General features: G+C 40.9%; 19 protein-coding genes. 2 read left to right on the top strand and 17 right to left on the bottom strand.

The features are described 5' to 3' along the window. Positions 1 to 138: 138 nt before the first annotated feature. The 6 genes from nt5e to B7725_RS04280 form a co-directional block, all read right to left on the bottom strand. Positions 139 to 2,190: a cell surface ecto-5'-nucleotidase Nt5e gene (gene nt5e / locus B7725_RS04305; RefSeq protein WP_084874741.1), complete on the bottom strand. Its 2,052-nt coding sequence runs from the start codon at positions 2,188 to 2,190 to the stop codon at positions 139 to 141. Positions 2,191 to 2,331: 141 nt separating this feature from the next. Continuing rightward, positions 2,332 to 3,600: a D-alanyl-lipoteichoic acid biosynthesis protein DltD gene (gene dltD, locus B7725_RS04300; RefSeq protein WP_084874740.1), complete on the bottom strand. Its 1,269-nt coding sequence runs from the start codon at positions 3,598 to 3,600 to the stop codon at positions 2,332 to 2,334. Further along, positions 3,593 to 3,832 (bottom strand): D-alanine--poly(phosphoribitol) ligase subunit DltC, encoded by a 240-nt coding sequence (gene dltC / locus B7725_RS04295; protein WP_000351968.1) that lies wholly within the window; start codon positions 3,830 to 3,832, stop codon positions 3,593 to 3,595. The genes dltD and dltC overlap by 8 nt, the downstream gene beginning before the upstream one ends. Positions 3,833 to 3,845: 13 nt before the next feature. Further along, the gene (gene dltB, locus B7725_RS04290) at positions 3,846 to 5,090 is read right to left on the bottom strand and encodes a D-alanyl-lipoteichoic acid biosynthesis protein DltB (RefSeq protein WP_084874738.1); all 1,245 of its coding nucleotides are present in this window, start codon (positions 5,088 to 5,090) and stop codon (positions 3,846 to 3,848) included. After that, positions 5,087 to 6,637, bottom strand: a complete 1,551-nt coding sequence (gene dltA / locus B7725_RS04285; protein WP_084874737.1) for a D-alanine--poly(phosphoribitol) ligase subunit DltA — start codon at positions 6,635 to 6,637, stop codon at positions 5,087 to 5,089. The genes dltB and dltA overlap by 4 nt, the downstream gene beginning before the upstream one ends. A gap of 20 nt (positions 6,638 to 6,657) precedes the next feature. Continuing rightward, positions 6,658 to 6,789: a teichoic acid D-Ala incorporation-associated protein DltX gene (locus tag B7725_RS04280; RefSeq protein ID WP_029692964.1), complete on the bottom strand. Its 132-nt coding sequence runs from the start codon at positions 6,787 to 6,789 to the stop codon at positions 6,658 to 6,660. A gap of 286 nt (positions 6,790 to 7,075) precedes the next feature. Between B7725_RS04280 and hslO the strand changes: the two genes are divergently transcribed. Together hslO and dusB are read left to right on the top strand one after the other, a co-directional pair. Further along, positions 7,076 to 7,948: an Hsp33 family molecular chaperone HslO gene (hslO, locus tag B7725_RS04275; RefSeq protein WP_084874735.1), complete on the top strand. Its 873-nt coding sequence runs from the start codon at positions 7,076 to 7,078 to the stop codon at positions 7,946 to 7,948. Next, positions 7,935 to 8,915, top strand: a complete 981-nt coding sequence (gene dusB, locus B7725_RS04270; RefSeq protein WP_162279009.1) for a tRNA dihydrouridine synthase DusB — start codon at positions 7,935 to 7,937, stop codon at positions 8,913 to 8,915. Before hslO ends, dusB begins: the two co-directional genes overlap by 14 nt. Before the next feature lie 55 nt (positions 8,916 to 8,970). Here the strand turns inward: dusB and B7725_RS04265 are convergent, their stop codons facing one another. The 11 genes from B7725_RS04265 to B7725_RS04215 form a co-directional block, all read right to left on the bottom strand. Beyond that, positions 8,971 to 9,657: a YoaK family protein gene (locus B7725_RS04265; protein ID WP_084874733.1), complete on the bottom strand. Its 687-nt coding sequence runs from the start codon at positions 9,655 to 9,657 to the stop codon at positions 8,971 to 8,973. Positions 9,658 to 9,783: 126 nt separating this feature from the next. Further along, the gene (locus tag B7725_RS04260) at positions 9,784 to 10,467 is read right to left on the bottom strand and encodes a hypothetical protein (protein WP_084874731.1); all 684 of its coding nucleotides are present in this window, start codon (positions 10,465 to 10,467) and stop codon (positions 9,784 to 9,786) included. Positions 10,468 to 10,739: 272 nt separating this feature from the next. Next, on the bottom strand, positions 10,740 to 11,513 hold the full coding sequence (locus B7725_RS04255) for an NUDIX domain-containing protein (RefSeq protein ID WP_084874730.1): 774 nt from the start codon (positions 11,511 to 11,513) through the stop codon (positions 10,740 to 10,742). 1 nt (position 11,514) lies between these two features. Continuing rightward, positions 11,515 to 12,294, bottom strand: coding sequence for a nicotinamide riboside transporter PnuC (gene pnuC / locus B7725_RS04250; protein ID WP_084874728.1), 780 nt, complete (start codon positions 12,292 to 12,294; stop codon positions 11,515 to 11,517). A 9-nt stretch (positions 12,295 to 12,303) separates the two neighbouring features. Continuing rightward, positions 12,304 to 13,362, bottom strand: coding sequence for an AAA family ATPase (locus tag B7725_RS04245; protein WP_084874726.1), 1,059 nt, complete (start codon positions 13,360 to 13,362; stop codon positions 12,304 to 12,306). A 333-nt stretch (positions 13,363 to 13,695) separates the two neighbouring features. Next, complete coding sequence (locus B7725_RS04240; protein WP_084874725.1) at positions 13,696 to 17,046, bottom strand: GAG-binding domain-containing protein; 3,351 nt, start codon at positions 17,044 to 17,046, stop codon at positions 13,696 to 13,698. Between the two features lie 82 nt (positions 17,047 to 17,128). Next, on the bottom strand, positions 17,129 to 17,656 hold the full coding sequence (locus tag B7725_RS04235; RefSeq protein ID WP_084874723.1) for an isoprenylcysteine carboxyl methyltransferase family protein: 528 nt from the start codon (positions 17,654 to 17,656) through the stop codon (positions 17,129 to 17,131). 108 nt (positions 17,657 to 17,764) lie between these two features. Then, positions 17,765 to 19,105, bottom strand: a complete 1,341-nt coding sequence (gene bgrS / locus B7725_RS04230) for a sensor histidine kinase BgrS (RefSeq protein ID WP_084874721.1) — start codon at positions 19,103 to 19,105, stop codon at positions 17,765 to 17,767. Then, the gene (bgrR, locus tag B7725_RS04225) at positions 19,102 to 19,755 is read right to left on the bottom strand and encodes a response regulator transcription factor BgrR (RefSeq protein WP_001024193.1); all 654 of its coding nucleotides are present in this window, start codon (positions 19,753 to 19,755) and stop codon (positions 19,102 to 19,104) included. Before bgrR ends, bgrS begins: the two co-directional genes overlap by 4 nt. A 256-nt stretch (positions 19,756 to 20,011) precedes the next feature. Further along, the gene (locus tag B7725_RS04220; protein WP_084874719.1) at positions 20,012 to 22,444 is read right to left on the bottom strand and encodes an ATP-dependent Clp protease ATP-binding subunit; all 2,433 of its coding nucleotides are present in this window, start codon (positions 22,442 to 22,444) and stop codon (positions 20,012 to 20,014) included. Position 22,445: 1 nt separating this feature from the next. Then, a complete protein-coding gene (locus tag B7725_RS04215; protein WP_084874717.1) occupies positions 22,446 to 22,904 on the bottom strand; it encodes a CtsR family transcriptional regulator in 459 nt (152 codons plus the stop codon). Positions 22,905 to 22,991: the final 87 nt, after the last annotated feature.

The raw sequence follows: 22,991 nt of genomic DNA, 5'->3' as shown, positions 1-22,991 counted from the left end.
TCCCTAGCTATCTTTTCCGTAAAAAAACTTAGATAACCACCGATTCTTTACTGGTTAATTATATCATAAACCAAAAAAGAGTCAAGGAAAAAAGGAGTAAAAACGTTTCCCTAGACTCTTCTAGATATGAAATTTAACCTATTTTTGCTTTGGTTTTCGGCTCGATAAGATACCTGCCAGACCGGCTACCATTCCCATCAAGAGCAAGAAGATGGATTGTTCACTTCCTGTATTTGGGAGAGCTTTTTCTGAGACAACTGCCTTCTTGCTAAATTGACCTGCCACCTCATAAGTCAATGGCACATTCGTAGTCGCATCGCTAGCAGCTGCATTCGTTTGAGGCGTTTCTACTGGCAAACTAAAGGTTGTAGAATCCACAGAAATCGTCCGTGAATTCGGATTGATCTTTTCATACTGGGTCAAATCAGCAGTTTTCAAATATTCTTCAAAAGCTGCATCCATAGATGGGCCTTCTTCACGCGCGCCACCTAACATAGTGTAGCCATCGCCACCCGCAGCTAGAAAATCATTAGTTGCAAGATAGTAGGTTTTTGCGAGGTCTAGGAGATCATAACGACCAGTTGTGCGGTTTTTAACCTGAATAGCCAAGACACGTTTACCTGATGGTAGATTAGTATCATAGTAGACCTTCACACCTGAAACTTGCAAGAAGCCACCACTTGGCTCCAACAATGGTTGCCCGTTCTCATCCAAGACCTTCTTGCCATCTTTATCGACCTGCAAGATAGATCCGAGTGACTTTTCAAACATATCCAAGACTTGTTGCCCCGTCACTTGGATTTGTGAGATGGTATTTCCAAACGGAAGAACAGCTATGACATTTCCTTTAGTGATTGGTTTGCCTTTTGCAATAGTTTCACGCAAGCCACCACCATTTGTCACAGCGATGTCAGTCGGATGGCTAAATCCTGTCTGACCATACTGATAGAGGGAGTCCGCTACGACGTTTCCGAGGTTGGTTTCACGAACCCGAACATTTTCACGATCGCCGTTGAGTTCTACAGGGCTGTTTGAAACGACTTCAACAGCATTTTCAGCATCGTATTTTTGTTTAATATCTTTGACTAGTTTTTCAACTGTTGGATTGGCTGGTAATTTCTTAGCATCAGTAGCTGCAATCAACGTAGGATTACCCAAAAGCTGACGTGATTTGTAGATAACTTTCCCAACATTATGAAGGTAGCTTCCTGTTTGGTTATAGGTAACATTGTCTCCATAAGTCGTTGATTCTACTGTATGAGAGTGACCGTCGATTACTGTTACGCGTTTCCCTTTCAAACGAGGATTTTTAGACAAGGCTTCTGCCAAGGTTGAACCACGCCATTCTACTGGGGTTGTGGTATCCACACCCAAGTGAGCCAGCACAACATAGTGTTTGTAGTCCTTACCTTCTGCACGCGCCTTAGCTTGAACTTCTTCGATGACCTTATTGACTTCAGAGATTGGATCTGTAAAAGTTACCCCTTTAATGTTTTTAGGGTGGGTTTTTGTAGCAGTTTCAGGCGTTGTCACACCGATTACAACAAATTCATCACCTTCCACAGTCTTATCTTTATCAACTATTGTAGAAGCTTCAAAAAGACGAGCTCCATTGACATAAGTATTCGAGCTAAGTAATGGGAATTTCAAGATTTCCTTGTATTTTTTAACTTCATCAAGACCAAAGTCAAACTCATGGTTTCCTACTGCCATGGCATCATACTGCATCTTATTAAGAATTTCAGCGCGTGCTTCACCCTTCGTAGAGTTGGAAATCGGTAAACCCTGGAAAGCGTCTCCCGCGTCAACAACCAGAGTATTTTGATTTGATTTCGCACGTTCCTGCTCAATGACAGTCGCTAACTTGGCATCTCCAATTACTCCTTTTTCCTCTACGATACGACCATGGACATCATTGGTGTGTAAGATAACGGTGTCCTTTTCTTCGCTTTTAGTAGATTCAGCAGGAGCTGACGGAGTTTCTGCAGGTGCAACCGCTTCTGAAGTTGCTGAAGTTTCCGGTACCGCAGGGCTCTCAACAGGAGCTGGAGTCGCCGATGTAGCAGGAGTCGATACAACAGCTGAACTTTCTGCAGGAGTTGTTGCTTCTTCAGCATAGACTTGTCCAGCTAAGAAGGCTGGAGCTAACAGGGCTGTCGACAAGACAGGTAACAAAGAACGTTTGTTCATTTTAAAATCCTTTTCTTTTCGTTTTTCCTTTATATTATACGATATTTCTAGAAAATTTGAAACCTTTGACTTATTTTCATCTAAAACATTCGCTATTTAAACAAAAAAGCTTGGGTTCAAATCCCAAACTTTTAGCTCATTTTATTGGAAATCTTTGATGTTCCCATCATAGCTTGCCCAGTCCTCACTAAAGAAGCGGTCATTCATCTTGTAGTCTGGAGCTGGTTTTGGATCCGTCAAGAAGGGATTGGCAACCTTATCAAAAGCCAACCAACCCAACCAACCTATATGAATGGTATCCTTAACAAAATAAGGGTCTCCTCCATTTTTTGAAAAGTCGGCAATATTGGTGAACCCCTGACTTTCTAGCTGGTAACGAATTTTTTCCACAGCATGCTGGTACATCTCTTCGCTAAGGCCTGTGTATTCCATCCATTTCTTATTGACCGGTTGAATGACAAAGAGCACATTGACCTTCGATTTTGCAAATTGATTGAGTACCAACTGTAGATCATTGTACTCCGTTGACTTGAGGAAGCTGTAATTCTTTTGAGACCCCTCCCATTTTTTTAGATCTTTTTTCACCCGAGTATTATAAAACTGATTTTCCATCCCCATATCATTATTGGTCGTATTTGCCTCTGCATCCTTACGAGCGATTTTCTCCAACTCATCATACGAAAACTGATCTGGAAGATCTTTTAAATAATTTTCCACATGTTCCTTGTATTTGAGTTTTCCTCGAATAGAAAATTGTCCAAAGAGAGAGGATTGTTTTTCGTTGAATCGTGCAAAGATATCAATAGTAGCTCGATCAATCTCTGACAATTCCTCGCCCTTCGATAGCTTTTGAACAATTCCTTTTAATGCAACATTAGGATTCTGCTTTAACAAACGAATAGCCGCATGCTGAGTCGCAGTATCACCAGATTGATTTTCCAAAAAAGCTGTCAACTGGTCACTGTTAAAAAAACTCTGGAAAGCCGCTGGATCGGAATCTGTCTTTGTAAACCACTGGGGTGAAATCACAAATACTGCCTGATTGTTCTCTATTTCCGGCAAGATTTGTTGTAATCCAAAATATTGGATGAGAGAGGTTGCTCCTGCCTGACCTAGAAAATAAGGACGATAGGGACGATTGTATTTTTCTGCTAAAACAGCAGGATGCATACTGTCAAACCGAACCCATTCACTTGACCCTAGAAAAGGGATAAAACGCATATTTGGATCCGTAAGAGCTCTCACTTTTTGGCTTCTCTCTTTAAAGCTCTCTGTACTAACAGAAGCCGCCGAGTACTTCTCCTCCGTCAGATTATGGCTTATTGTACCTGGATAAAAAAAGATGAGTAGAAGAACCAAAAAGCCAGCAATGAAGATAGGCCCGAAGATCAGCCACAAGCGTTTAAGCATTCTTTAACTCCGTGATACCTGCTACGATTTTATTAGCCGTATTCCAGTCATCACGACCAAACTCCGTCACTGGAACACGAATGTCAAAACGGTTTTCAATCTCAACAATCAATTCAACCGTTCCCATGCTATCCAAGACACCAGCATCAAAAAGATCTTCATCCATCATGTCAGAAACATCTTCCATAAACAACTCATCAATAATTTCAATAACTTCTGATTTGATATCCATTTTTCATATCCTTTTATTTTTTAAACCATAAATCATTCAAAAATCCAGAAAAGATTAAGAATGAAACCATCACGACATGGAAGGTGACAACCATGCCAAGCAACTGAATCCAGCGATTCTCAGGTAAGGAACCCTTCCCAGCTTTTTTCCGTTCTTTATTGAGCGTTTTTTTCTTACGAACCCAAGCGTCATTGATGACCAGCCCAATCCCATGAAAAAGTCCATAGGCGATGTAGTACCAGGTCACACCATGCCAAAATCCCATAATCAGCATATTGAGAATATAGGCTACACTTGAGGTCACATTGCGATTTTTAAAGACCTTCTTTCTTGTCAACACCATAACCATCCGCATAAAGACAAAGTCACGAAACCAGAAAGACAGACTCATGTGCCAGCGATTCCAAAACTCTTTTAAATCCCTAGACAAAAAGGGCTTGTTAAAGTTGATAGGACTATGAATACCCATCAAGTTTGAAATGGCTAAGGCAAACATAGAGTAGCCCGCAAAGTCAAAGAACAAGTCTAGACCAAAGGTATACATCACCGCCAGAGCATAATGATTAAAGAAACCACCTGTCTGTAAGGCCAAATTTTTCAGCGGAGGCAGTAATATCTCTCCTAAAACATGGGCCAAGATAAACTTGTAAAGGAAGCCAAGCATGATATACTTGACAGCCTCTTCTAGCATATCCATCAACTCATCCCTCTCAGGAATGGTCTGATAATTTTCATTAAAACGCTTAAAGCGATCAATGGGACCACTTGAGAAAGTTGGCATGAAGAGAAGGAAACGTAGGAATTCCCAGAGGGTAAAATCCTTAATCACTCCATCTCTCAGCTCGATGATAATCCCAACCGAACGAAACGTCAGGTAAGAAATTCCCAAAAATCCAAGCAAAGACTGCGTTCCATTGATAGCTGGCTGAACCTTAACAAAGATAATCGGAAGGAGGGATAGAAAACTAACTAGATAGAAGACCCACTTGCCATCCTTATTTTTTCGATAATGCTTATAGAAGAGTACGAGCAATATTTCCCAGCAAAGGTAAATACCTAATGCAGCCAATTGATCGGTCTTTTCACCGACCAACATGGTGACGATAAAGAAGAGACTAACGAGCACCTCGTACAAGGCAAAACGTTTCTTAAAAAAGAGACCAATGAAGATAGGTAAAGTCGCAACAATTACGTATAAAAAGTACTGAAGATCACCATAAGGTTCCAAATGAGGTAGCTGTTTATAAAGCTCCATCATCTACTGTTTACCTCGTTAATCAAGCCCTTGATATCAATTTTACCATTAGGCGTTAGTGGCAAACTGTCTCGATAGAGAAACTTAGATGGCATCATATAGGACATCATGATATCTGCTAAGTCTTCCTTGATAGCCTTGGTAATATCGATATCGCGTTCAAACTGTTCACGAACACCATCTTTTAGGATGATATAGGCCAATAGATTTTGTACCTTATGGTCTTTGTTATAACGTGGGACCGCAACAGCCGAATCAATATATTTTGATTTGTTAAGATTTTGTGAAACATCTTCAAGCTCAATACGATAACCATTAAACTTAATCTGGAAGTCCATCCGTCCACCGTAGAGAAGCAAGCCCTCATTTGTCATAGTTCCTACATCCCCTGTGTGGTAGGCTGGAAGACCTTCGAACTCAAAGAAAGCTTCTGCCGTTTTTTCAGGATTGTTCATATAGCCTTTTGAAACAGCTGGTCCAGAAACGATGATTTCTCCCTGTTCACCATTTGGCAGTTTATTGCCTTCCTCATCAATGATAAAGGTTGGAGAATCAGTCTTGGTATAGCCGATTGGAAGGCGTTTGAGATTCGTCAACATCTCATCCGTTACAGCAACAGCTGACAGGGCTACTGTCGCTTCTGTTGGTCCGTAGGCATTGATAATACGGGCATTTGGGAATCGCTCGCGCAGTTTTTGAGCTGTTTTGACCGTCAATTCTTCACCATCAAAGTAGAAATGCGTGATTCCTGGCATTTTCTTGCTATTAAAGTCTTCTGACAACATGGCCATATCTGCAAAGGACGGTGTTGAGGTCCAGATAGCAATCGGGAGTGAAAAGATGGTCGCAAAGAGTTTTTTGAAGTCCTGAGTAATGGCTGAAGGAAGAGCGAAAAGCGTACCACCAAGTGCCAAGGTTGGTGCCCAGTACATGACAGATAGGTCAAAAGAATAAGGGGGCTGAGCCAGCATTTGTGGACGACTTGGCGTCGCAAATTCCTTATCTGTAATCATCCAGTTGGTAAAGCTGAGGAGATTGTCATGGGAAATCTGCACCCCCTTAGGCTTACCGGTCGTACCAGAAGTAAAGATGATGTAGTAATTATCATCTCCCTTGACTGGATGCGTCATCTCATAGCTATCCCCTTGAGCAAAGGCTTCTTGAACCTGAGCTAAAGTCATCATTGGCATAAAGACTTGCTCCAATGGAAAATCTGAGATGGCAATAATCAAGCTTGGCTCTGCAACTTCTACGATAGCAGAAACTCGTTCCAAGGCTGAATGGCTGTCAATTGGAATGTAGGCATGACCCGACTTAGTCAGTGCTACAAAGGTAGCCAACATCTCATATTCCTGACCACCAAAAACGACGACTGGAGATTTCTCAGGCAAGTCAAGTCGATCGATAGCTGCAGCTAAACTATCTGAATCAGCCTTCAGGTCGCCATAAGTATGCTCTTGACCTAAAACATTATAGGCAGGATATGTTGGCTGTGTTTGAGCAAAGTGCTCAATCGTTTCAATCATATCTTTTATCGGTTTATTAGACACAGTTCTTTTTCTCCTTTAAACTAGAACTCATTATAAATAAAGCCACCTTGTCCCTGCCCAAGGTAACTAAAAAAATAAAGCAAGCCAAGTAAGATTACAAAATATAGGGCCGTTCGGCCTAAAAATATATGTAGATTTCGTTGTTTTTTCATAAGCTATCCATTAATATATCATTTCTATCGACTACAACTACGAACTATTAGTAACTTATCTTCCTAACATTTTACCACTTTATCAACCTTTTTTTCAACTGTTTACCATAACTTAAGAGTTCGTTTTAGGTTATTTTAAGATAAATTAAAATGTTAACAGTAAATGTGAACAAAAATTTCTATTTCTATAAATCTCCTATACCAGTCATCAGCAATTAAACAGTTTAAAGAATGACAGCAAACACACGACTCCCCCTTTGAGCATTTTTATGCTAAAATAGTAGCTATGGATAAAATTATTAAAACTATATCAGAAAGCGGAGCCTTTCGTGCTTTTGTCCTTGATAGCACGGAAACTGTCCGCACTGCTCAAGAAAAACATCAAACTCAAGCCAGTTCAACTGTTGCACTTGGCCGTACCCTTATCGCTAGCCAAATTCTCGCAGCCAATGAAAAAGGAAATACCAAACTAACTGTTAAAGTTCTTGGAACCAGCTCTCTTGGTGCCATCATCACGGTCGCAGATACCAAGGGCAATGTTAAAGGCTACGTTCAAAATCCAGGTGTTGACATCAAAAAGACTGCAACTGGTGAAGTCCTTGTCGGACCTTTTGTCGGCAATGGCCAATTTCTCGTTATCACAGACTACGGTACTGGAAATCCCTACAACTCCATGACTCCCCTCATCTCTGGGGAAATCGGTGAAGACTTGGCATACTACCTGACTGAAAGCCAACAAACCCCTTCAGCAGTCGGCCTCAATGTTCTTTTGGATAAAGACGACAAGGTCAAAGTTGCCGGAGGTTTCCTTCTCCAAGTATTGCCGGGGGCCAAGGAAGAAGAGATTGCCCGCTTTGAGAAACGCATCCAAGAAATGCCAGCTATCTCAACACTTCTGGAAAGCGAAGACCATATCGAATCTCTCCTCAAGGCTATCTACGGTGACGAATCCTACAAACGACTTTCCGAAGAAGAAATCCGTTTCCAATGTGACTGCAGTAAAGAACGCTTCATGGATGCTCTTGCCAGCCTTCCAAGCTCAGACTTAGAGGAAATGAAAGAGGAAGACCACGGGGCAGAAATCACTTGTCAATTCTGCCAAACGACTTATAACTTTGATGAAAACGACCTGGAGGAACTCATTCGTGACAAATCTTAATACACCTTTTATGATTGGCAATGTTGAGATTCCCAATCGTACTGTTTTAGCACCCATGGCTGGTGTCACCAACTCAGCCTTTCGTACCATCGCAAAAGAGCTCGGAGCTGGACTCGTTGTCATGGAAATGGTCTCTGACAAGGGAATCCAATACAACAATGAAAAAACCTTGCATATGCTTCACATCGATGAAGGCGAAAATCCCGTTTCTATCCAACTCTTTGGTAGCGATGAAGACAGCCTAGCACGCGCAGCAGAATTCATCCAAGAAAACACCAAGACTGATATCGTCGATATCAACATGGGCTGCCCAGTTAACAAAATCGTGAAAAACGAAGCTGGCGCTATGTGGCTCAAGGACCCAGACAAGATCTACTCTATTATCAACAAGGTCCAATCTGTCCTTGATATCCCCCTAACTGTCAAAATGCGCACCGGCTGGTCTGATCCATCCCTGGCCGTGGAGAATGCCCTCGCTGCTGAGGCTGCAGGTGTCTCTGCCCTCGCTATGCATGGCCGTACCCGCGAACAAATGTATACTGGCCACGCAGACCTTGAGACCCTTCACAAGGTCGCTCAAGCTTTAACCAAGATTCCATTTATCGCCAACGGTGACATCCGTACGGTTCAAGACGCTAAACAGCGTATCGAAGAAGTTGGTGCTGACGCAGTTATGATTGGCCGAGCAGCCATGGGAAATCCCTACCTCTTCAATCAAATCAACCACTACTTTGAAACAGGAGAAATCCTTCCTGATTTGACCTTTGAGGATAAGATGAAAATCGCCTACGAACACTTAAAACGCTTGATTAGCCTCAAAGGAGAAAAAATTGCAGTCCGTGAATTCCGTGGCCTCGCTCCTCACTACCTTCGTGGTACATCTGGCGCAGCCAAACTTCGTGGAGCTATTTCACAAGCTAGCACTCTTGCAGAGATTGAAGCCCTCTTGCAATTAGACAAAGCATAGTCCCACATCTACAACTCACAAAAACGGCAAAGCTCAAAAATGAGTCTTGCCGTTTTTATATATTTTCATCTTGTAAATCTAATTGCTTCACTCTAGCTATATAATAGGACATAATTAAAAACAAATTGAGGCTGACAATCCATATAGACCATTCATGAAGAAAATGCATCAATACAGCCAAGCTGATTGCGCCCACTACGAAACTTCCCACAACAATCCCATAATTTAAGGCCTGACGACGGTATTCTTGGATATTTCCTTCTCTTCTAGCAATGCGATACAAAGCGGTCAGCATCTTTCGATAATTTCCAGACGTCATAAAAATGACATAGGGATGATCTTCAATCAAACTGCCCGTAAATGTTAGCATCATCATTCCTGTTCCAAAAGCGATGAAAGGAACTTCTAATAGAGGAAATCGTGAAAAGAAAGGTAGAATAAGAGTTCCAATAAATAAAGGGAGCAGCATCTTAACCCGCCAGTAGGCCGTTTTGCGGTATTCTTTCATGTGCAATGCAAACAGAAATCCTAGAGAAAAGAAAATAATGGAGCAGAATCGTAGCATCGTATTGATAACATTTGAGTCGTGCCAATCAGATATCAGTAGGAGAATATTCCCTGTCTGTGTCGCTACCAAACTATGGTATTGAATATGGCAAAACACATCCAAAGAACCACCTACAAATCCAAGAAATACTCCCATCAATCGTGTGTTTTGAGGTAAGATTAATTTATCCGACATGTATTATCACTCGTTTTCCTTTGATTTTTTTATTATACCACTTTCTCTTGGAGAAACTAAGTGAAAAACAGTTGACTCACTCTTTTACAGAACGATTTCTAGTAAGAGTTAAAACACCAAATTTTATTATTGAAACAAGGCAACGCTTGAAACTTTACCATCCGCACCTGTTGTAATTTGGATGATTTTTCCTCCACCGATTTTAGCATTATACTTGCCATCATCAAGGGTGTAAGAGTAGCCTCTAATAGAGTAGTTTTCTTTCTTTCCATCTGCAGTTTCTACTGTAAATTGGCCCCCTGATGAAACCGTAATAGTTTCGCCATTTGCTCCCTTCCAGTTGCCTGCAGCTGCTGAGAAATCACCATCGACCATGGTTAAAACACCCTTGTAGCGTTTGTTGTGTTCTGCTTGCTTGTCTTGAAGTTGGCGGTCAGTTGTTGGATCATAGCCTGACTGGTTAGACTGGGCTTGAGAACCTTGCTGAGTTGAAGGTGCCTGAGATGGGGCTTGTTGACTAGGAGCTGCTTGTTCTTGTCTTGATTCAGGTGCCGGTTTCGCTTGTGACTGGTCTACCGTTGTAGAAGACTGACCAGAAGATGCCTGAGTCTTTTCAGATGAAGCTGAGCTTGAAGATTTTTGAGTCTTGCTTTCTTTGCTAGAAGAAGCCGCTTTAGAGCTTGATGATTGACTTGTCTTTGCAGAGCTACTGGTTTGAGTGGTTTCGTTTTTATTTCCACAAGCTCCCAGTAGCAAGGTAGAAGCCAACACAGTCACTGCCATCAATTTGATATAGGTTTTCTTTTTCATTTTTTACTCCTTTGTAATGTTTTTGAAATATAAAGAAATCTTTTTGTAATATAATTGTAACATTGGGTTTTGAATCTGTCAACTATTTAGATAAACTATTTTAAAAATTGTTCCCTCCACTATTTCAATTCGTAATCGAAACGAAAAAATAGAAAATTTTTTATATTAGAGTCCTATTTTTTGCATCGCTCTTGTGTAATTCTAAGAAAGATAGCCATTCATAAAAAATGATGATAAATAAAAAGGTCGGGAAAAGTTCCCGGCCTCGTTTTTTATTTCAATCGATAGGTTTTTCTTGGTTTCTTTTTAGGTACTCGTTTGAGTCCAACTTCTTCTACATATTCGCCGTATTTTACGAGAAAGTTATTGCTGACGATTGGACGACCGGGGTTGATAAGATTGACCAGTTCAGTCCCTTCGTAGACAGTGAACTCCTCCTCCAGCAGATAGAGGAAGGTCGGATTCCAGTCAAGTCGCCCTTGGATTCGTTTGATGGACTCTTGAATAATGGCATAATGGTCAAAAGCGAATGCTTGATCCTCCAACTCTACTCCCTCTAGGTAGCATTTCCCCGTCTGAAAATCGACATCTACGAAAACAACATCCTTAGCATCGTCTCCTGCCTGAACGAGGTCTAATGCACGACTAGGTAGGTACACCAAGTGGGCAATGGTCACTGTCCAGCCCCGTGGATCACGCCCAGGGGTCGATACGGTCATCAATTGCTCGATTTTTTCCAAAGGTAGATCGAGATTGACTTCTTCACTCACCTCGCGCTGACAGGCATGTGCAGCATCTTCTCCCTTGTCCATAAAGCCTCCAACCAGAGCCAAGCAGTTTTGATAAGGGTGGGCCTTGCGACGGATCAGTAAGAGCTTGATCTTTCCTTCGACAAAGCAGTAAGCCACCATATCCACTGTCACACTTGGTTTTTCATATTGAGGGAGTTCCTGCCTGTAGTACCAGTCTAAAAACTCCTCCTGACTGGCATGGATTTCATAATATTCTTTTTCCGTCATTCCTTCTGGAATCTTTATGTCTGCCATCTTATGCCTCCTTTCGAACTGCCTTGGTCCATTGGTACCATCCCACTAGACTGTTGAGTGTGTAAACCCAGTACATCCCTTGGATGTGGATATTTTCACCCCACCAGAGATAAATACTAAAGAGATTGGTTGCAATCCAGAAAATCCATTGCTCACGGTAGAGACGTGTCATCAAGAGCTGACCAACACCATTGGTCGCATCGGTAACACTATCACGGAAAGGGCGAGCGCTATTGATACTTTGGTAAGCCAAGCCCATACCAATCCAGATAATGGCAGTCAAGGCCAAGTACTTGAGCCAGTCAATCACAGATAATTTCTTAGCTTCAAAGTGAGATTCTTCTGGTTTTCCTTGGTCATTGATACGATTGGACAACCAAGCATAGAGACCAATCGGCTGCATGACAAAGAAGTAAACAGTCGTCAAGACTTCGCCATAAAAAGTCGCATTCATTGCCAAAATCAAATAGATAGCCGAGTTAATGGCTCCAAAGAGATAATTGCTTGCACGACCTTCTGCTACCAAGATAACACAGACAATCCCAGTCCAAGATGCAAACAAGCTCAGCCAGTCATGACTTTCTATATTTTGCGTGAATTCCAAGATCAAGGGAACACTTGACAAGGCGATGAGATACAACCACTGGAAAAGGCTACGGCCGACAAAGAGATCTTTCCAGAGCAGGCGCATGATCCCTGCAAAACCAATCTTGCGGGCTTCGGCATGGACATTTTTAAAGTTTTCGATAAATTGTGTGATTTTTTCAGTTAGTTTTTTCATAATTTTCTCCTAATCTGCTTGGTAAATGGCATCGATAGCCACTTTTGCTGCTTCGTAATTGCCTAGATAATCCTCCGCTAGATAAACTAAAGGAATATTGGTTAAATATCGCTCTCTCATCTGATCCAAATGCTGGGAAAAACTGTAGCGAATATGGTCTTCCGCCATGGTCATATCTCTAAACCCGTCATTGACATAAGAACCGACAGGCTGCACAAAGAGAATCAAGTCCCATTTTTCCTTAGCCAAAATCGAAACAAAAAGATTGTCAAAGGTTTCTCCTGATAAGTCCTCTTGGTCCTCAGTCTCCATGTAATAGTCATAGTATCCTTTTGTTACCAAGGAGTTGGTATCGGCTATCACAAGGCCTCGATTGGCATTGCTATCTATTAGTTTGGAGGTCTGGTCATACTGCCCTAAAAGGAGATAATAATAATCCTTTGGAGTCAATTCATCGTCGCGGACATTGTTTTTGATCTGGTACTCACGCGCGTATTCCAGACTAACAGGCGCATCGTAATACCTTGCCAAATCCTTGGCCAGAGTGGTCTTCCCATTGCTAGCACTTCCCATAATCAATACTTTCTTTGTAAACTGACGACGGAAGGGTTGTGCGATGTATTTCCAATATTTGCTTGGATTTTCTCGAATCATAGTCGCTGAGATACCAAACTTTCTTTCTTGCAAGACGGTTCCAAATCCACGTCTAGATAGCTCTTGCTGGTATTCTTCTTCTCCCACAAAAAAAGTCAGTTCTTGCTGGGTTTCATCATAGGAAATCTCCGCTAACATCTGGTTCAACCACTCCTGCCAGCCCATAGGGTAACGGGGAAGGTTGGTCTCATCCAGCTTGCAGACAGAGGTCAACTCGTCATCACGAAAAGCCTCTCGGATATAGCGAAATCGTTTTTGAAGACTTAAACCTACCTGCTCACCTCGATCTCCCTCGTATCCTGAAACGACTACCCAGACCTGGTCACACTGACGCTTCGCTCGCTGGATCAGATCGATATGCCCTTGATGGAGAGGAGCAAAGGTCCCAAATACCACTGCTGTTTTCTTTTTCATAAACGTTTTACCTTTTTATAATTTTTGATATTTTTATTTTCTATGTTTTTATTATATACTATATTTTTGTTTTGTCAATAGTTTTTTATTACTTTTTATAAAAAGGTAACAAAAAAAGAGAAGGCCATCTTTATAATGCCCCTCAAAAGCTAGACAGAAAAAATCTAACTTTTGCGGTTCAATAGCCTTCTCTTTTTATATCTTAGATTCATCTCTATATGAAATGACTTATCATTATTAGATACCAATTATAAGTAAAATCTTTAGGATCTTCAATGGTTAACCAATCAAATGCTAAATATCGAAAGTGGATATTTTTAAAAAACTGAATCATTATTTTCTTCTTTTCATCGCGATGAATGAAGTTCCAATCAAACCAAGGAGACCAATGATCTCAAGAACTAGATTAGACGCCACTCCTGTAGATGGTAATTTCTTCTCAGTTGCTGATGTAGGATTTCCTTTTGCCGCCGTTTCATTTCCAGTAGCCAGTGGTTTATGATTAACTTCTTTATTCTGGAATTTTCCAGTTTGGCTCTCTCCTATCTGTGTTTGACTATCTTGGATAGACGGCTTAGTCTGTTTAGGTGTAGTGACATTTTGATTCTTAGAAAGTGTCTTAATCGCAAACAAACTGAAGTGGCTCGTTTTAAAGACAACTTGCCCATTTTCAACTTTAGAAGGAATGCGTTCAAGGTCGCCATTTTCCTTTACGTGATAGACGTGAACATCTGATCCAGTCTGCCCAAGCGCGAGCCGAACAGTTCGTTCTCCATTGACATGAGTTTCCTTGCCTCCTTTAGAAAGAGATAAGTCAAACACACGAACTGTTCCCCCTCCTGTTTTACGAGCAATTTTATCAGCCAACTCTTTCGTCGTTACTTCCTTGAGATGTAACTTATCTGCATCTGTAGGTTTATCAAATATTACTGAGACTTTCGTCTTGCCATCTGCTGCTGTAAAGATTTTATGTGTCTTTGGTTGCGCCGGTGTTTGCGGTTTCTTACCTTCCGGTTGAGGACTTGGTTGCATACCTGGTTTTGGAGCAGATGGCTTCTTATCCTCAGTACCAGGTTGTGTCGGTGTTTGCGGTTTTTTGCCTTCTGGTTGAGGACTTGGTTGCATACCTGGTTTTGGAGTAGATGGCTTCTTATCCTCAGTACCGGGTTGTGCCGGCGTGTGTGGTTTCTTGCCTTCTGGTTGAGGACTTGATTGCATACCTGGTTTTGGAGCAGATGGCTTTTTATCCTCAGTACCGGGTTGTGCCGGTGTTTGCGGTTTTTTGCCTTCTGGTTGAGGACTTGGTTGCATACCTGGTTTTGGAGCAGATGGTTTTTTATCCTCAGTACCGGGTTGTGCCGGCGTGTGTGGTTTCTTGCCTTCTGGTTTAGGACTTGGTTGCAAATCTGGTTTTGGAATTTCTTTCTTATCTTCTTTCTTTGGCACTAAGTTGGCCTTCGCTACCTTCAATTCAGATAAGCTCTTCTGAAGCTCTCCTATCTGAGTATCTAGCTGCTTTTCTGTAATATTTACTTGTTCTAGAAGCTCTTTCCCTTGTTTAATGATTTCGCTTGCACGATTTCTGACCTTTTCATAAGCAGAACCAGCTTCTCCTGTTAACTTAGCTCCATCTGGGACTGTCTTCATTTCTTCTTCAAGCTGGCTGATAGCCTTCTGAAGTTCCACAATCTGCTGAATCTTATTAAAGGATGGAAGAAATTCGTTCTTAAAGTAATCCGCTAGATATTTCCCTTCTAAGGTAGCATAATTCTTATTCCATATTTGCTTGATACCTGATTCAAATTCTTTTTCTAAACTAGGAATTTTCGCGTATTTCTCTCGATACAAAGCGACTTGTCTTGTCATCTTTTCGATTTGTGCATGGATTTGATAATAGATAAAGTCATCTATAAACGTTTGGAGAGTTTTGGCAGTGTATGAACCTTTTTCTAACTGCTCTCTAAATGCTTTTATTTTAGCAGGAGCAATCTTTTTAGAATCCTCCCAAATATCTTTTTTCTGCACCTTATAATCACTGTTATTTTCTGGTAACTCTGGATAGTTATTCACTTCAGTCAAAGCTTGCTCTAGTTTTTTTAGCTCTTCCTTAGCCTTATTCTTCAAAGATTCTATCTCTTTCGTTTCTTCAGTCGGTGTCTGAGATTTCCCATCTTTAGTTGGAGGAATATGACCTTCCATATCAGGCTTTCTTTGAGGCTCAGTTGGTTTCGTTAACCCTTTTTTGAATTCCTCCACAGCAGCATTTAGCTCTGACTTCGCTGTTTCTAGAATCCGATCTAGTTCCTCTTTTGTTTGAGCTTTAGAAAGCTCTGATCTATATTTATTTACAATTCCTAAGGCATTTTTAATTAATTCATCAAATTTAGACTCGTCCTCAGATTTCAGATCCTTTTTAGTTCTATCCAACAGCTCACTCATGTGATTAGAAAGCGATAGATTAGCTTCTGAAATTTGTTTAGCCAAATCTTGCTGATCAGTCTCCTTAGCACTTCGTTTGTCTCTCGGTTTCGTTGTCTCTTTATTGCCATTAGATGTTTTGAGTTTTGCAATCTCATCAAGAAGACTGTGTTTAGCCTTCAGCACCTCTTCGTTTTTCGCGGCCTGATCGAGTTGCTGAAGCGCCTTTTTTTCCAACTCGCGTAACTGTTTGATTGTGGCATCCTCGTTTGCTTCTTCTTTGTTTAGTTTTTTCTCCTTTATGTTTTCGTCCACTTGTTCATTGACGTAGTTTTGAATTTCTTTTTCAACGTAAGCTTTGTAAGATTTGAATAACTTACCTAGATCGGCAATAACTTCTTGTTTAATCGTTTGGAGTGATTTATCCGACTCGTTCTTAAAATCATTTACAACTCGCTCTTTGATTTTATTGATTTCGCCTACTAAAGAACTTTTATCCTCTTCGGTGATACCTTTTGTAGTCGCCATATCACTAATCAATTTCTTTTGATGGTCAAGTTCTTCATTGATTTTTTTGAAAGTATCTTCCAGCTCTCTATAACTATTCTCCAAAGTTTCTAGGTTATCACGGTCATCTTCTCCCTCAATCTCTTTTATCAAGGAATCTTTCCGCTCAGTTGGTAGGGTACCCTTTCTGATTTCTTCTTTTAAACGTTTTTGAATTTCAGCGACCGCACCTGTGTTCTCTTTTGTAGAAGTATCGTAAGACTGTTCCGAGCTCTCCTTAGTCGGAGGAACCACCTTATTTTCATCTTTCGATTGATTTTCTTTTTCCTTCCTTTCTTGTTCCATATGCTGCTTTTCATGGTGTTCTAGTAAGTCTAGGTGAAAATCATTATCTATCGAAAGCAAGCTTCCTGTATCATTCGCCTGTTCGATTTTCTGCTGATATGCTGCTTTTTTATCTGCAGGAAGGTCACTTTCCGCTAGCTCTTTTATTAATTTTTCTTTTGCATCTTTCAAAGTTTCTCTAGCTGGCTCTGTTTTTTTATTATTTTCAGAAGAAGTTTCTTTGTTTTCTCCTGCCTTATCCTTAGATGAAGTTTGTTCAGTGACCTTAGCACTATTTGTGGGTGCACTCGAGCTCATCTCACCAGCATGAGCAACACTCCCCATAAAGAAGCTAGCTACTAGTACACTAGCTACTCCTACACTAAATTTACGAATGGAATATCGCATTCTTCGTTCATGATTTGATTTAAACATATCTGTATCCTCCATAATTTTAATTAACTACAGTATATCCTGCTAATATGAATTGTATGTGAAATTTGCTATATTATTTTTGCTATCCTTTCATTCTTCCATTAGGAATGATAACTTCTTGCAGTAATTTCTCTTCTTCTGCTATTCTTTGATAAAGAATAACCGCGTAGACAGGAAAAATAAAGATAAAAGTTACGTAAGCATGACTCACCAAAGCTAAACCAACTAGCTCAGGAAGAATATTTAAAAAGTAATTGGGATGTTTCACAATTCGAAAGAGAGGATGATCTACATATTTGTGATTATTGACAAGCATTAGCTTTACTGTCCAAATATCTCCCAACAAGTGAATCACCAACATCAACATCAGCATAGAAAAAATAAGCAAGACTAAACCAACCATGCTTATGCCATCAAAATTTGTCTTGTGTACCATTGCTTCAACAAAGCAGGAGAGATAGAAAACAATATGAGCCATCGTTAATCGTTTTGTATTCTCAACTCCAAATTCTTTCCCGCCATTGCTAAGGATTCGTTTTTCATTCTCCATCGAACGTTTTAAAAAAATCAATCGAACGAGGAAGGTTACTAAAATAATCGCAAATACCATACCAGTATCCTTTCTTTTTTCTATATTTAAAATAATATTCTCATGTTAAACCTATGTGAACTTTAACAAAAAAGAACGGAGAGATTTCCGTTCTTTTGCTTTATACAACTAATCTGCTTGCAAGCAAATTTTAAATTCCATTCCTTGTTCATAAGGGAGAAAACTATAGGACATTTGATAACTTTCTAGGATGTTATTCACGATATAGAGTCCTAAACCAGACCCTTCAGACTTGTCTGTGACAACTTGAGAGTGGTAAAAAATATCAAACAAATGATTCAACTCTTCTTGATTAAGAGGTTGGCAGGTATTTTTGATAGAAAGATAGCCATCTTGCTCGGATATGATTACGCGCCCATTTTTATCTGAATATTTAATTGCATTACTAATCAGGTTTGTCAAAACCTTATCCAATGCCTTGAGACTCATGACGACCCTAGTAGCATCTGTCAATTGATTTTCAATTTCTATTCCTCTTGAGTGTGCTAATTCCTGATAGCGAGATAAAACATCCGTCAAAACAGTCTGGACTATCAAGGTCTCGCTACACTCTGTCCACTCTTGGAACTTAGAGGACTCCAAAACTTCTTCGAGCAAGTGGCTCATTTGATCAATTTGATCGATACTCTTTGCTATATACTTAGGGTGGTCTTTATAATCCCCAATATTGTACTGCATATTCTCTAGAATAATTCGAAGACTGGCTAAAGGGGTTTTCAACTCATGTGACGCTCCACGAACAAAAGAAACTTTCTGCTTTTGCAACCTGACAATCCGTTCATTTCTTCTCTCAGATTCATCAATGACTGCCAGCAAGTTTTCATACACATCATTGATTTGCTTTCCAACCTCCCCAACTTCATCCTTTCGCGTTTCATCAAAGCGAATATCATGATCCAACTCCTGCATCTTACCTGTAACTTTTGAGATATAAAAGAGGGGCTCCAATAAACGTTTCGTATAGAAGTAGGAAAAGAGAAAGGCAAATACAAGCGTTGCTAAAAAGGTATACGGGAGATAGAGAAGCATAATCCGTGTTGCCTCTTTATAAATATCCACACCTTGAATAAATTGAATGGTTACCTTTTTACCATCAGCTGTCGTAATCTGACGGTCAATCGTTACGATATAGTTAGTGGGACTGCCTTCCTTTATTTCCAAGTCGTGCACAAGGGAAATTCTCTTATCCAGTACGTCATCTTTCAAATGGGCAGAGATGCGAAGAGATTTTGAATAGGACTCCAGCAAACTAGGCAGTTCATGAAAATTTTTGCCTTCTAAGTGCTTGCTCATAATAGTAGCACTCTCATTAAACTTCTCACCCTCTTGCTGAATGTAATAAAAAGGAAAGGTCAGATAGATGGCAATGTGGATGACCAAAGCGATTGCACCTAAAAGCGAAAAACTTCTTAAAAATGATTTGGTTAATAATTTAGGGTTTTTTATCATAAGCTAATTTTATATCCTGCATTTTTCACTGTTACAATACAATCCAGATCCAACTTCTTACGAAGATTTCGAATGTAAACATCAACTACTCTATCAAGAGGCAAATCTGCAAAATCATTTGAGATAGACTCGAGTATCTGCTCTCTACTCAAGACCTGGTTCTTATGTTGGATTAAACATTTTAAAACCAACAATTCTTTCGGCTTAATTGCAACCTCCTCGTTCTTGACTCGAGCTTGGTAGGATGTGAAATCCACTGTCACATCTTGATAATGCCAAATATCCTCCACAACATAGTAACGCCTAAGCAGGGCTTGAATCCGTTTGACTAGGAGCACCAGTGAAAATGGTTTCGTCACATGATCATCAGCATAAAGGTCAAATACCTGCATCTGAGTTTCCTCATCTCCGAGCGCACTTAAGACGATTACAGGAATATCATGATTTCCATTAATTTCTTTTAACACCTCAAATCCACTCCGCTTCGGTAACATCAGATCCAAGACCATCAGATGAATAGGGAACTCATGAAATTTCTCCAAAGCTTCCTGTCCATCCTTTGCTAGAATAACATGATAGCCTTCTTCTCTCAAAAAAGCAGCTACTCCCTCTCTAATCATATCCTCATCATCTACAACTAAAATGTTCATCTATTTCCCTTCTTAACCTATCTAAAATTCACTCTTTGGCTAGGTTTACGTTATTTTCATTTCATACGCAAAAAAAGAAACAGGGCTCTATTGAAATGGTGGAAATTTCAGGAAACTCTGCTCTTTTTCATTCTATACAAATCTTAATATCTATTTATTCTTATTATAACCAATATTTACATATTGTCAACTTATTTCCTTTGGTTTTATAAAAATAAATACAAAAAGAATCAGGACAACTCCTGATTCTCCATTTTTAAGCAATATCAAATTTTAATTGACCAGCTTTTACACCGATTTTGAGGGTCTTGCCTGCTACCAGTTCTCCCTTGAGGAGGAGCTCAGCTAGCTTGTCTTCCACCTCTGTTTGCAGTGTTCTGCGAAGTGGGCGAGCTCCCATTTCTGGATTATATCCTTGACTTGCTAGTAACTTCAACGCTGAAGCTTGCAGTTTCAAGTCGATGCCTTTCTCTGCTAGGCTAGCAATCAATGGTTTCACCATAATCTTAACGATTTCCTGCATGTGTTCGCTATCCAAGCTATGGAAGACCACCTTTTCATCAATACGGTTTATAAACTCTGGTCGATAAGCTTTTTTCAACTCTTCAAAGATTCGTTTTTCCATATTTTCCTGGTCAAAACGAATGTCCTTGGCCCCAAAGCCAACTGTCTTGTCGTCACGAAGAGCTGTCGCACCAAGGTTTGACGTCATGATGATAATGGTATTTGAAAAATCCACCTTGCGCCCCTTGCTATCTGTCAAGACACCGTCGTCCAGAACCTGTAAGAGGACATTAAAGATGTCTGGGTGGGCCTTTTCTACCTCGTCAAAGAGGAGAACGGAGTATGGTTTGTTGCGAACCTTCTCGGTCAACTCCCCACCTTCTTCGTAGCCCACATAGCCTGGAGGGGCACCGTTGAGACGGCTAGCCGCAAATTTCTCCATATACTCACTCATATCAAAGCGGATAAGGGCTGATTCGTCATCAAAAAGAACTTCTGCCAAGGCCTTGGCCAATTCAGTCTTTCCGACACCCGTTGGTCCCAGGAACATAAAGGAACCAATCGGACGTTTGTGACTGCGAATACCTGACTGGTTACGACGAATAGCACGGCTAATACTTGAAACAGCTTGATCTTGGCCGATGACACGTTTGTGTAGTTCTGCTTCGAGGTTAAGGTATTTCTTAGCATCTGTTTGTGTCAGCTTTTGGACTGGGATACCTGACAAGCGGCTCAAGGTGGTCAAAATATCAGATTCTGTCACCAAGTCTTTATAGACAGGCAATTCTTGTTCTTTTGCGATTAGCTGGCCTGCTTGTTTCCACTTACCATCCATCAAGGCCTTGTCAGCTGGACTCAAGTCGGATTCGTCCATTCTCACATGCTTAGATTTGTTTTGCACAGTTGCTGCCGCCTCATCCAAGAGGTCGATAGCAGAATCTGGTAAGTGACGACTGGTCAAGTAACGATGCGCCATCTTGACAGCTGTTTCAACGGCCTCATCTGTGATTTGCACACGGTGGTGTTTCTCATAGGTAGCTTTCAAACCTTGCAAAATGGTCATGCTGTCAGCTAGACTTGGCTCTTCAATCGTCACTTTGGCAAAACGACGAGAAAGGGCAGCATCTTTTTCGATGTGTTTTTGGTATTCTTCCTGAGTGGTGGCCCCAACCGTTCTCAAAGTTCCACGCGCCAAGGCTGGTTTCAAGATATTGGCCGCATCCAGAGTCGAATCAATACCGCTACCAGAACCCATGATGGTGTGGAGTTCATCGATAAAGAGGATAACTTTGCCATCTTCCTCGATATCCTTGATGATATTGTTCATACGCTCTTCAAAATCTCCACGGAAACGTGTCCCCGCAACAACATTCATCAAATCAAGCTCCAAAACGCGCATCTTAGCCATTTCCACAGGTACATCCCCACTAGCAATACGCTGAGCAAGTCCAAGTGCCAGAGCTGTTTTCCCGACACCCGCATCACCAACCAAGACAGGATTATTCTTGGTCTTCCGACTCAAAATCTGAATCATACGTGCGATTTCCTTGTCACGACCAATAACTGGTTCTAACTTGCCAGAGCGCGCTTGCTCCGTCAGGTCATGCGTGTAGTCCTCTAGACCACCACTTTGAGCTTGAGGCATGCCCATCATATTGGCCATAGAATTTTGCTTGTCAGTTACTGTGCGATGGCGTTGACGCAAAGCCTTAAGGTCTTCTCTTGTCCAACCTGCACGTTCCTCTAAATTGCGACGAAGAGCAGCAATTCTGACCTGATCTTTCTGGTCTTCATAAGAAAATCCTGCTCTCTCCAAGATGCGAGTTGCCAAGGCATTGCCATCATGCAAGATTGCATATAATACATGCTCTGTCCCTAATACCTTTGCGTGGACCACTGAGGCTACATACTCTGCTTCTGCAAAGAGAACCTCCAAACGATGGGAAAAGGGCAATTCCGTAAAGGTTTCATCTTGGCTATAGTCGGTTTCAGTCAGTTCCAACGCAACCTCTTCTAAACGGTCCATTTCATAAGGATAATCATTTAGAGTCGCACCTGCCACACTGTAACTGTGATTGGACATGGCAATCAATAAATGCCAAGACTCTAGGTAATGAGCTCCAAAATGGCTCGCAACCATGTAGGCACTTTCGATACATTCATTCAATGCTTTTGAATAGTTCATCTTACTTCTCTTTTCTATCTACCTCTTGTAATAGCTGTCGGAGCATATTGGCACGGACAACTGAGGATTCTTCCCCTAGGATACGATCTGTTGCTACAGAAGTCAGCAAGGTCATTTCCTGCTTGGTCATCAAGTCCTGCTCCACCAAAAGCTGGAGAATATCCTCATAAATCTCCTGACTAACTCGCTCACCAATCGAGTAAAGCAAATCGCGGAGCATTTCATGATGACTGGAAAACTCAATCCGCCCAATGCGAATGTAGCCTCCACCACCTCGCTTGCTCTCAACCAAGTAACCTCTGCTTTCAGTAAAACGTGTCTTGATTACATAGTTGATCTGACTCGGCACAACCTGAAAGGTATCCGCCAACTGACTCCGCTGCAATTCCACGATACCAGACTGGTCTAAAATCGCCTTGATATAGGCTTCGATATGATCTGATGTATTTTTAAATCTCATAGTAAATCAAACTCCTTCTTTGAACCTTGACTATCTTTGACTATTATACCGAAATTTTCTCATTTTTAAAAGAAAAAGGGCGCTGGT

Origin of the sequence: Streptococcus oralis subsp. tigurinus, from assembly GCF_002096275.1 — a bacterium.
GTDB lineage: Bacteria > Bacillota > Bacilli > Lactobacillales > Streptococcaceae > Streptococcus > Streptococcus oralis_CN.
The sequence above is the reverse complement of the archived record's forward strand: the minus strand, read 5'-3'. Positions and strand labels throughout refer to the sequence as shown.

What these genes read in the sequence shown, in the direction of transcription:
- hslO (WP_084874735.1), top strand. Translation starts at nt 7,076, where the DNA reads ATGGATAAAATTATTAAAACTATATCAGAAAGCGGAGCCTTTCGTGCT.
- B7725_RS04215 (WP_084874717.1), bottom strand. Translation starts at nt 22,904, where the DNA reads ATGAGATTTAAAAATACATCAGATCATATCGAAGCCTATATCAAGGCG.
- bgrR (WP_001024193.1), bottom strand. Translation starts at nt 19,755, where the DNA reads ATGAACATTTTAGTTGTAGATGATGAGGATATGATTAGAGAGGGAGTA.
- B7725_RS04245 (WP_084874726.1), bottom strand. Translation starts at nt 13,362, where the DNA reads ATGAAAAAGAAAACAGCAGTGGTATTTGGGACCTTTGCTCCTCTCCAT.
- nt5e (WP_084874741.1), bottom strand. Translation starts at nt 2,190, where the DNA reads ATGAACAAACGTTCTTTGTTACCTGTCTTGTCGACAGCCCTGTTAGCT.
- bgrS (WP_084874721.1), bottom strand. Translation starts at nt 19,105, where the DNA reads ATGATAAAAAACCCTAAATTATTAACCAAATCATTTTTAAGAAGTTTT.
- B7725_RS04260 (WP_084874731.1), bottom strand. Translation starts at nt 10,467, where the DNA reads ATGAAAAAGAAAACCTATATCAAATTGATGGCAGTGACTGTGTTGGCT.
- B7725_RS04265 (WP_084874733.1), bottom strand. Translation starts at nt 9,657, where the DNA reads ATGTCGGATAAATTAATCTTACCTCAAAACACACGATTGATGGGAGTA.
- dltB (WP_084874738.1), bottom strand. Translation starts at nt 5,090, where the DNA reads ATGATGGAGCTTTATAAACAGCTACCTCATTTGGAACCTTATGGTGAT.
- B7725_RS04255 (WP_084874730.1), bottom strand. Translation starts at nt 11,513, where the DNA reads ATGGCAGACATAAAGATTCCAGAAGGAATGACGGAAAAAGAATATTAT.
- B7725_RS04235 (WP_084874723.1), bottom strand. Translation starts at nt 17,656, where the DNA reads ATGGTATTTGCGATTATTTTAGTAACCTTCCTCGTTCGATTGATTTTT.
- pnuC (WP_084874728.1), bottom strand. Translation starts at nt 12,294, where the DNA reads ATGAAAAAACTAACTGAAAAAATCACACAATTTATCGAAAACTTTAAA.
- B7725_RS04220 (WP_084874719.1), bottom strand. Translation starts at nt 22,444, where the DNA reads ATGAACTATTCAAAAGCATTGAATGAATGTATCGAAAGTGCCTACATG.
- B7725_RS04280 (WP_029692964.1), bottom strand. Translation starts at nt 6,789, where the DNA reads ATGAAAAAACAACGAAATCTACATATATTTTTAGGCCGAACGGCCCTA.
- dltD (WP_084874740.1), bottom strand. Translation starts at nt 3,600, where the DNA reads ATGCTTAAACGCTTGTGGCTGATCTTCGGGCCTATCTTCATTGCTGGC.
- dltC (WP_000351968.1), bottom strand. Translation starts at nt 3,832, where the DNA reads ATGGATATCAAATCAGAAGTTATTGAAATTATTGATGAGTTGTTTATG.
- B7725_RS04240 (WP_084874725.1), bottom strand. Translation starts at nt 17,046, where the DNA reads ATGTTTAAATCAAATCATGAACGAAGAATGCGATATTCCATTCGTAAA.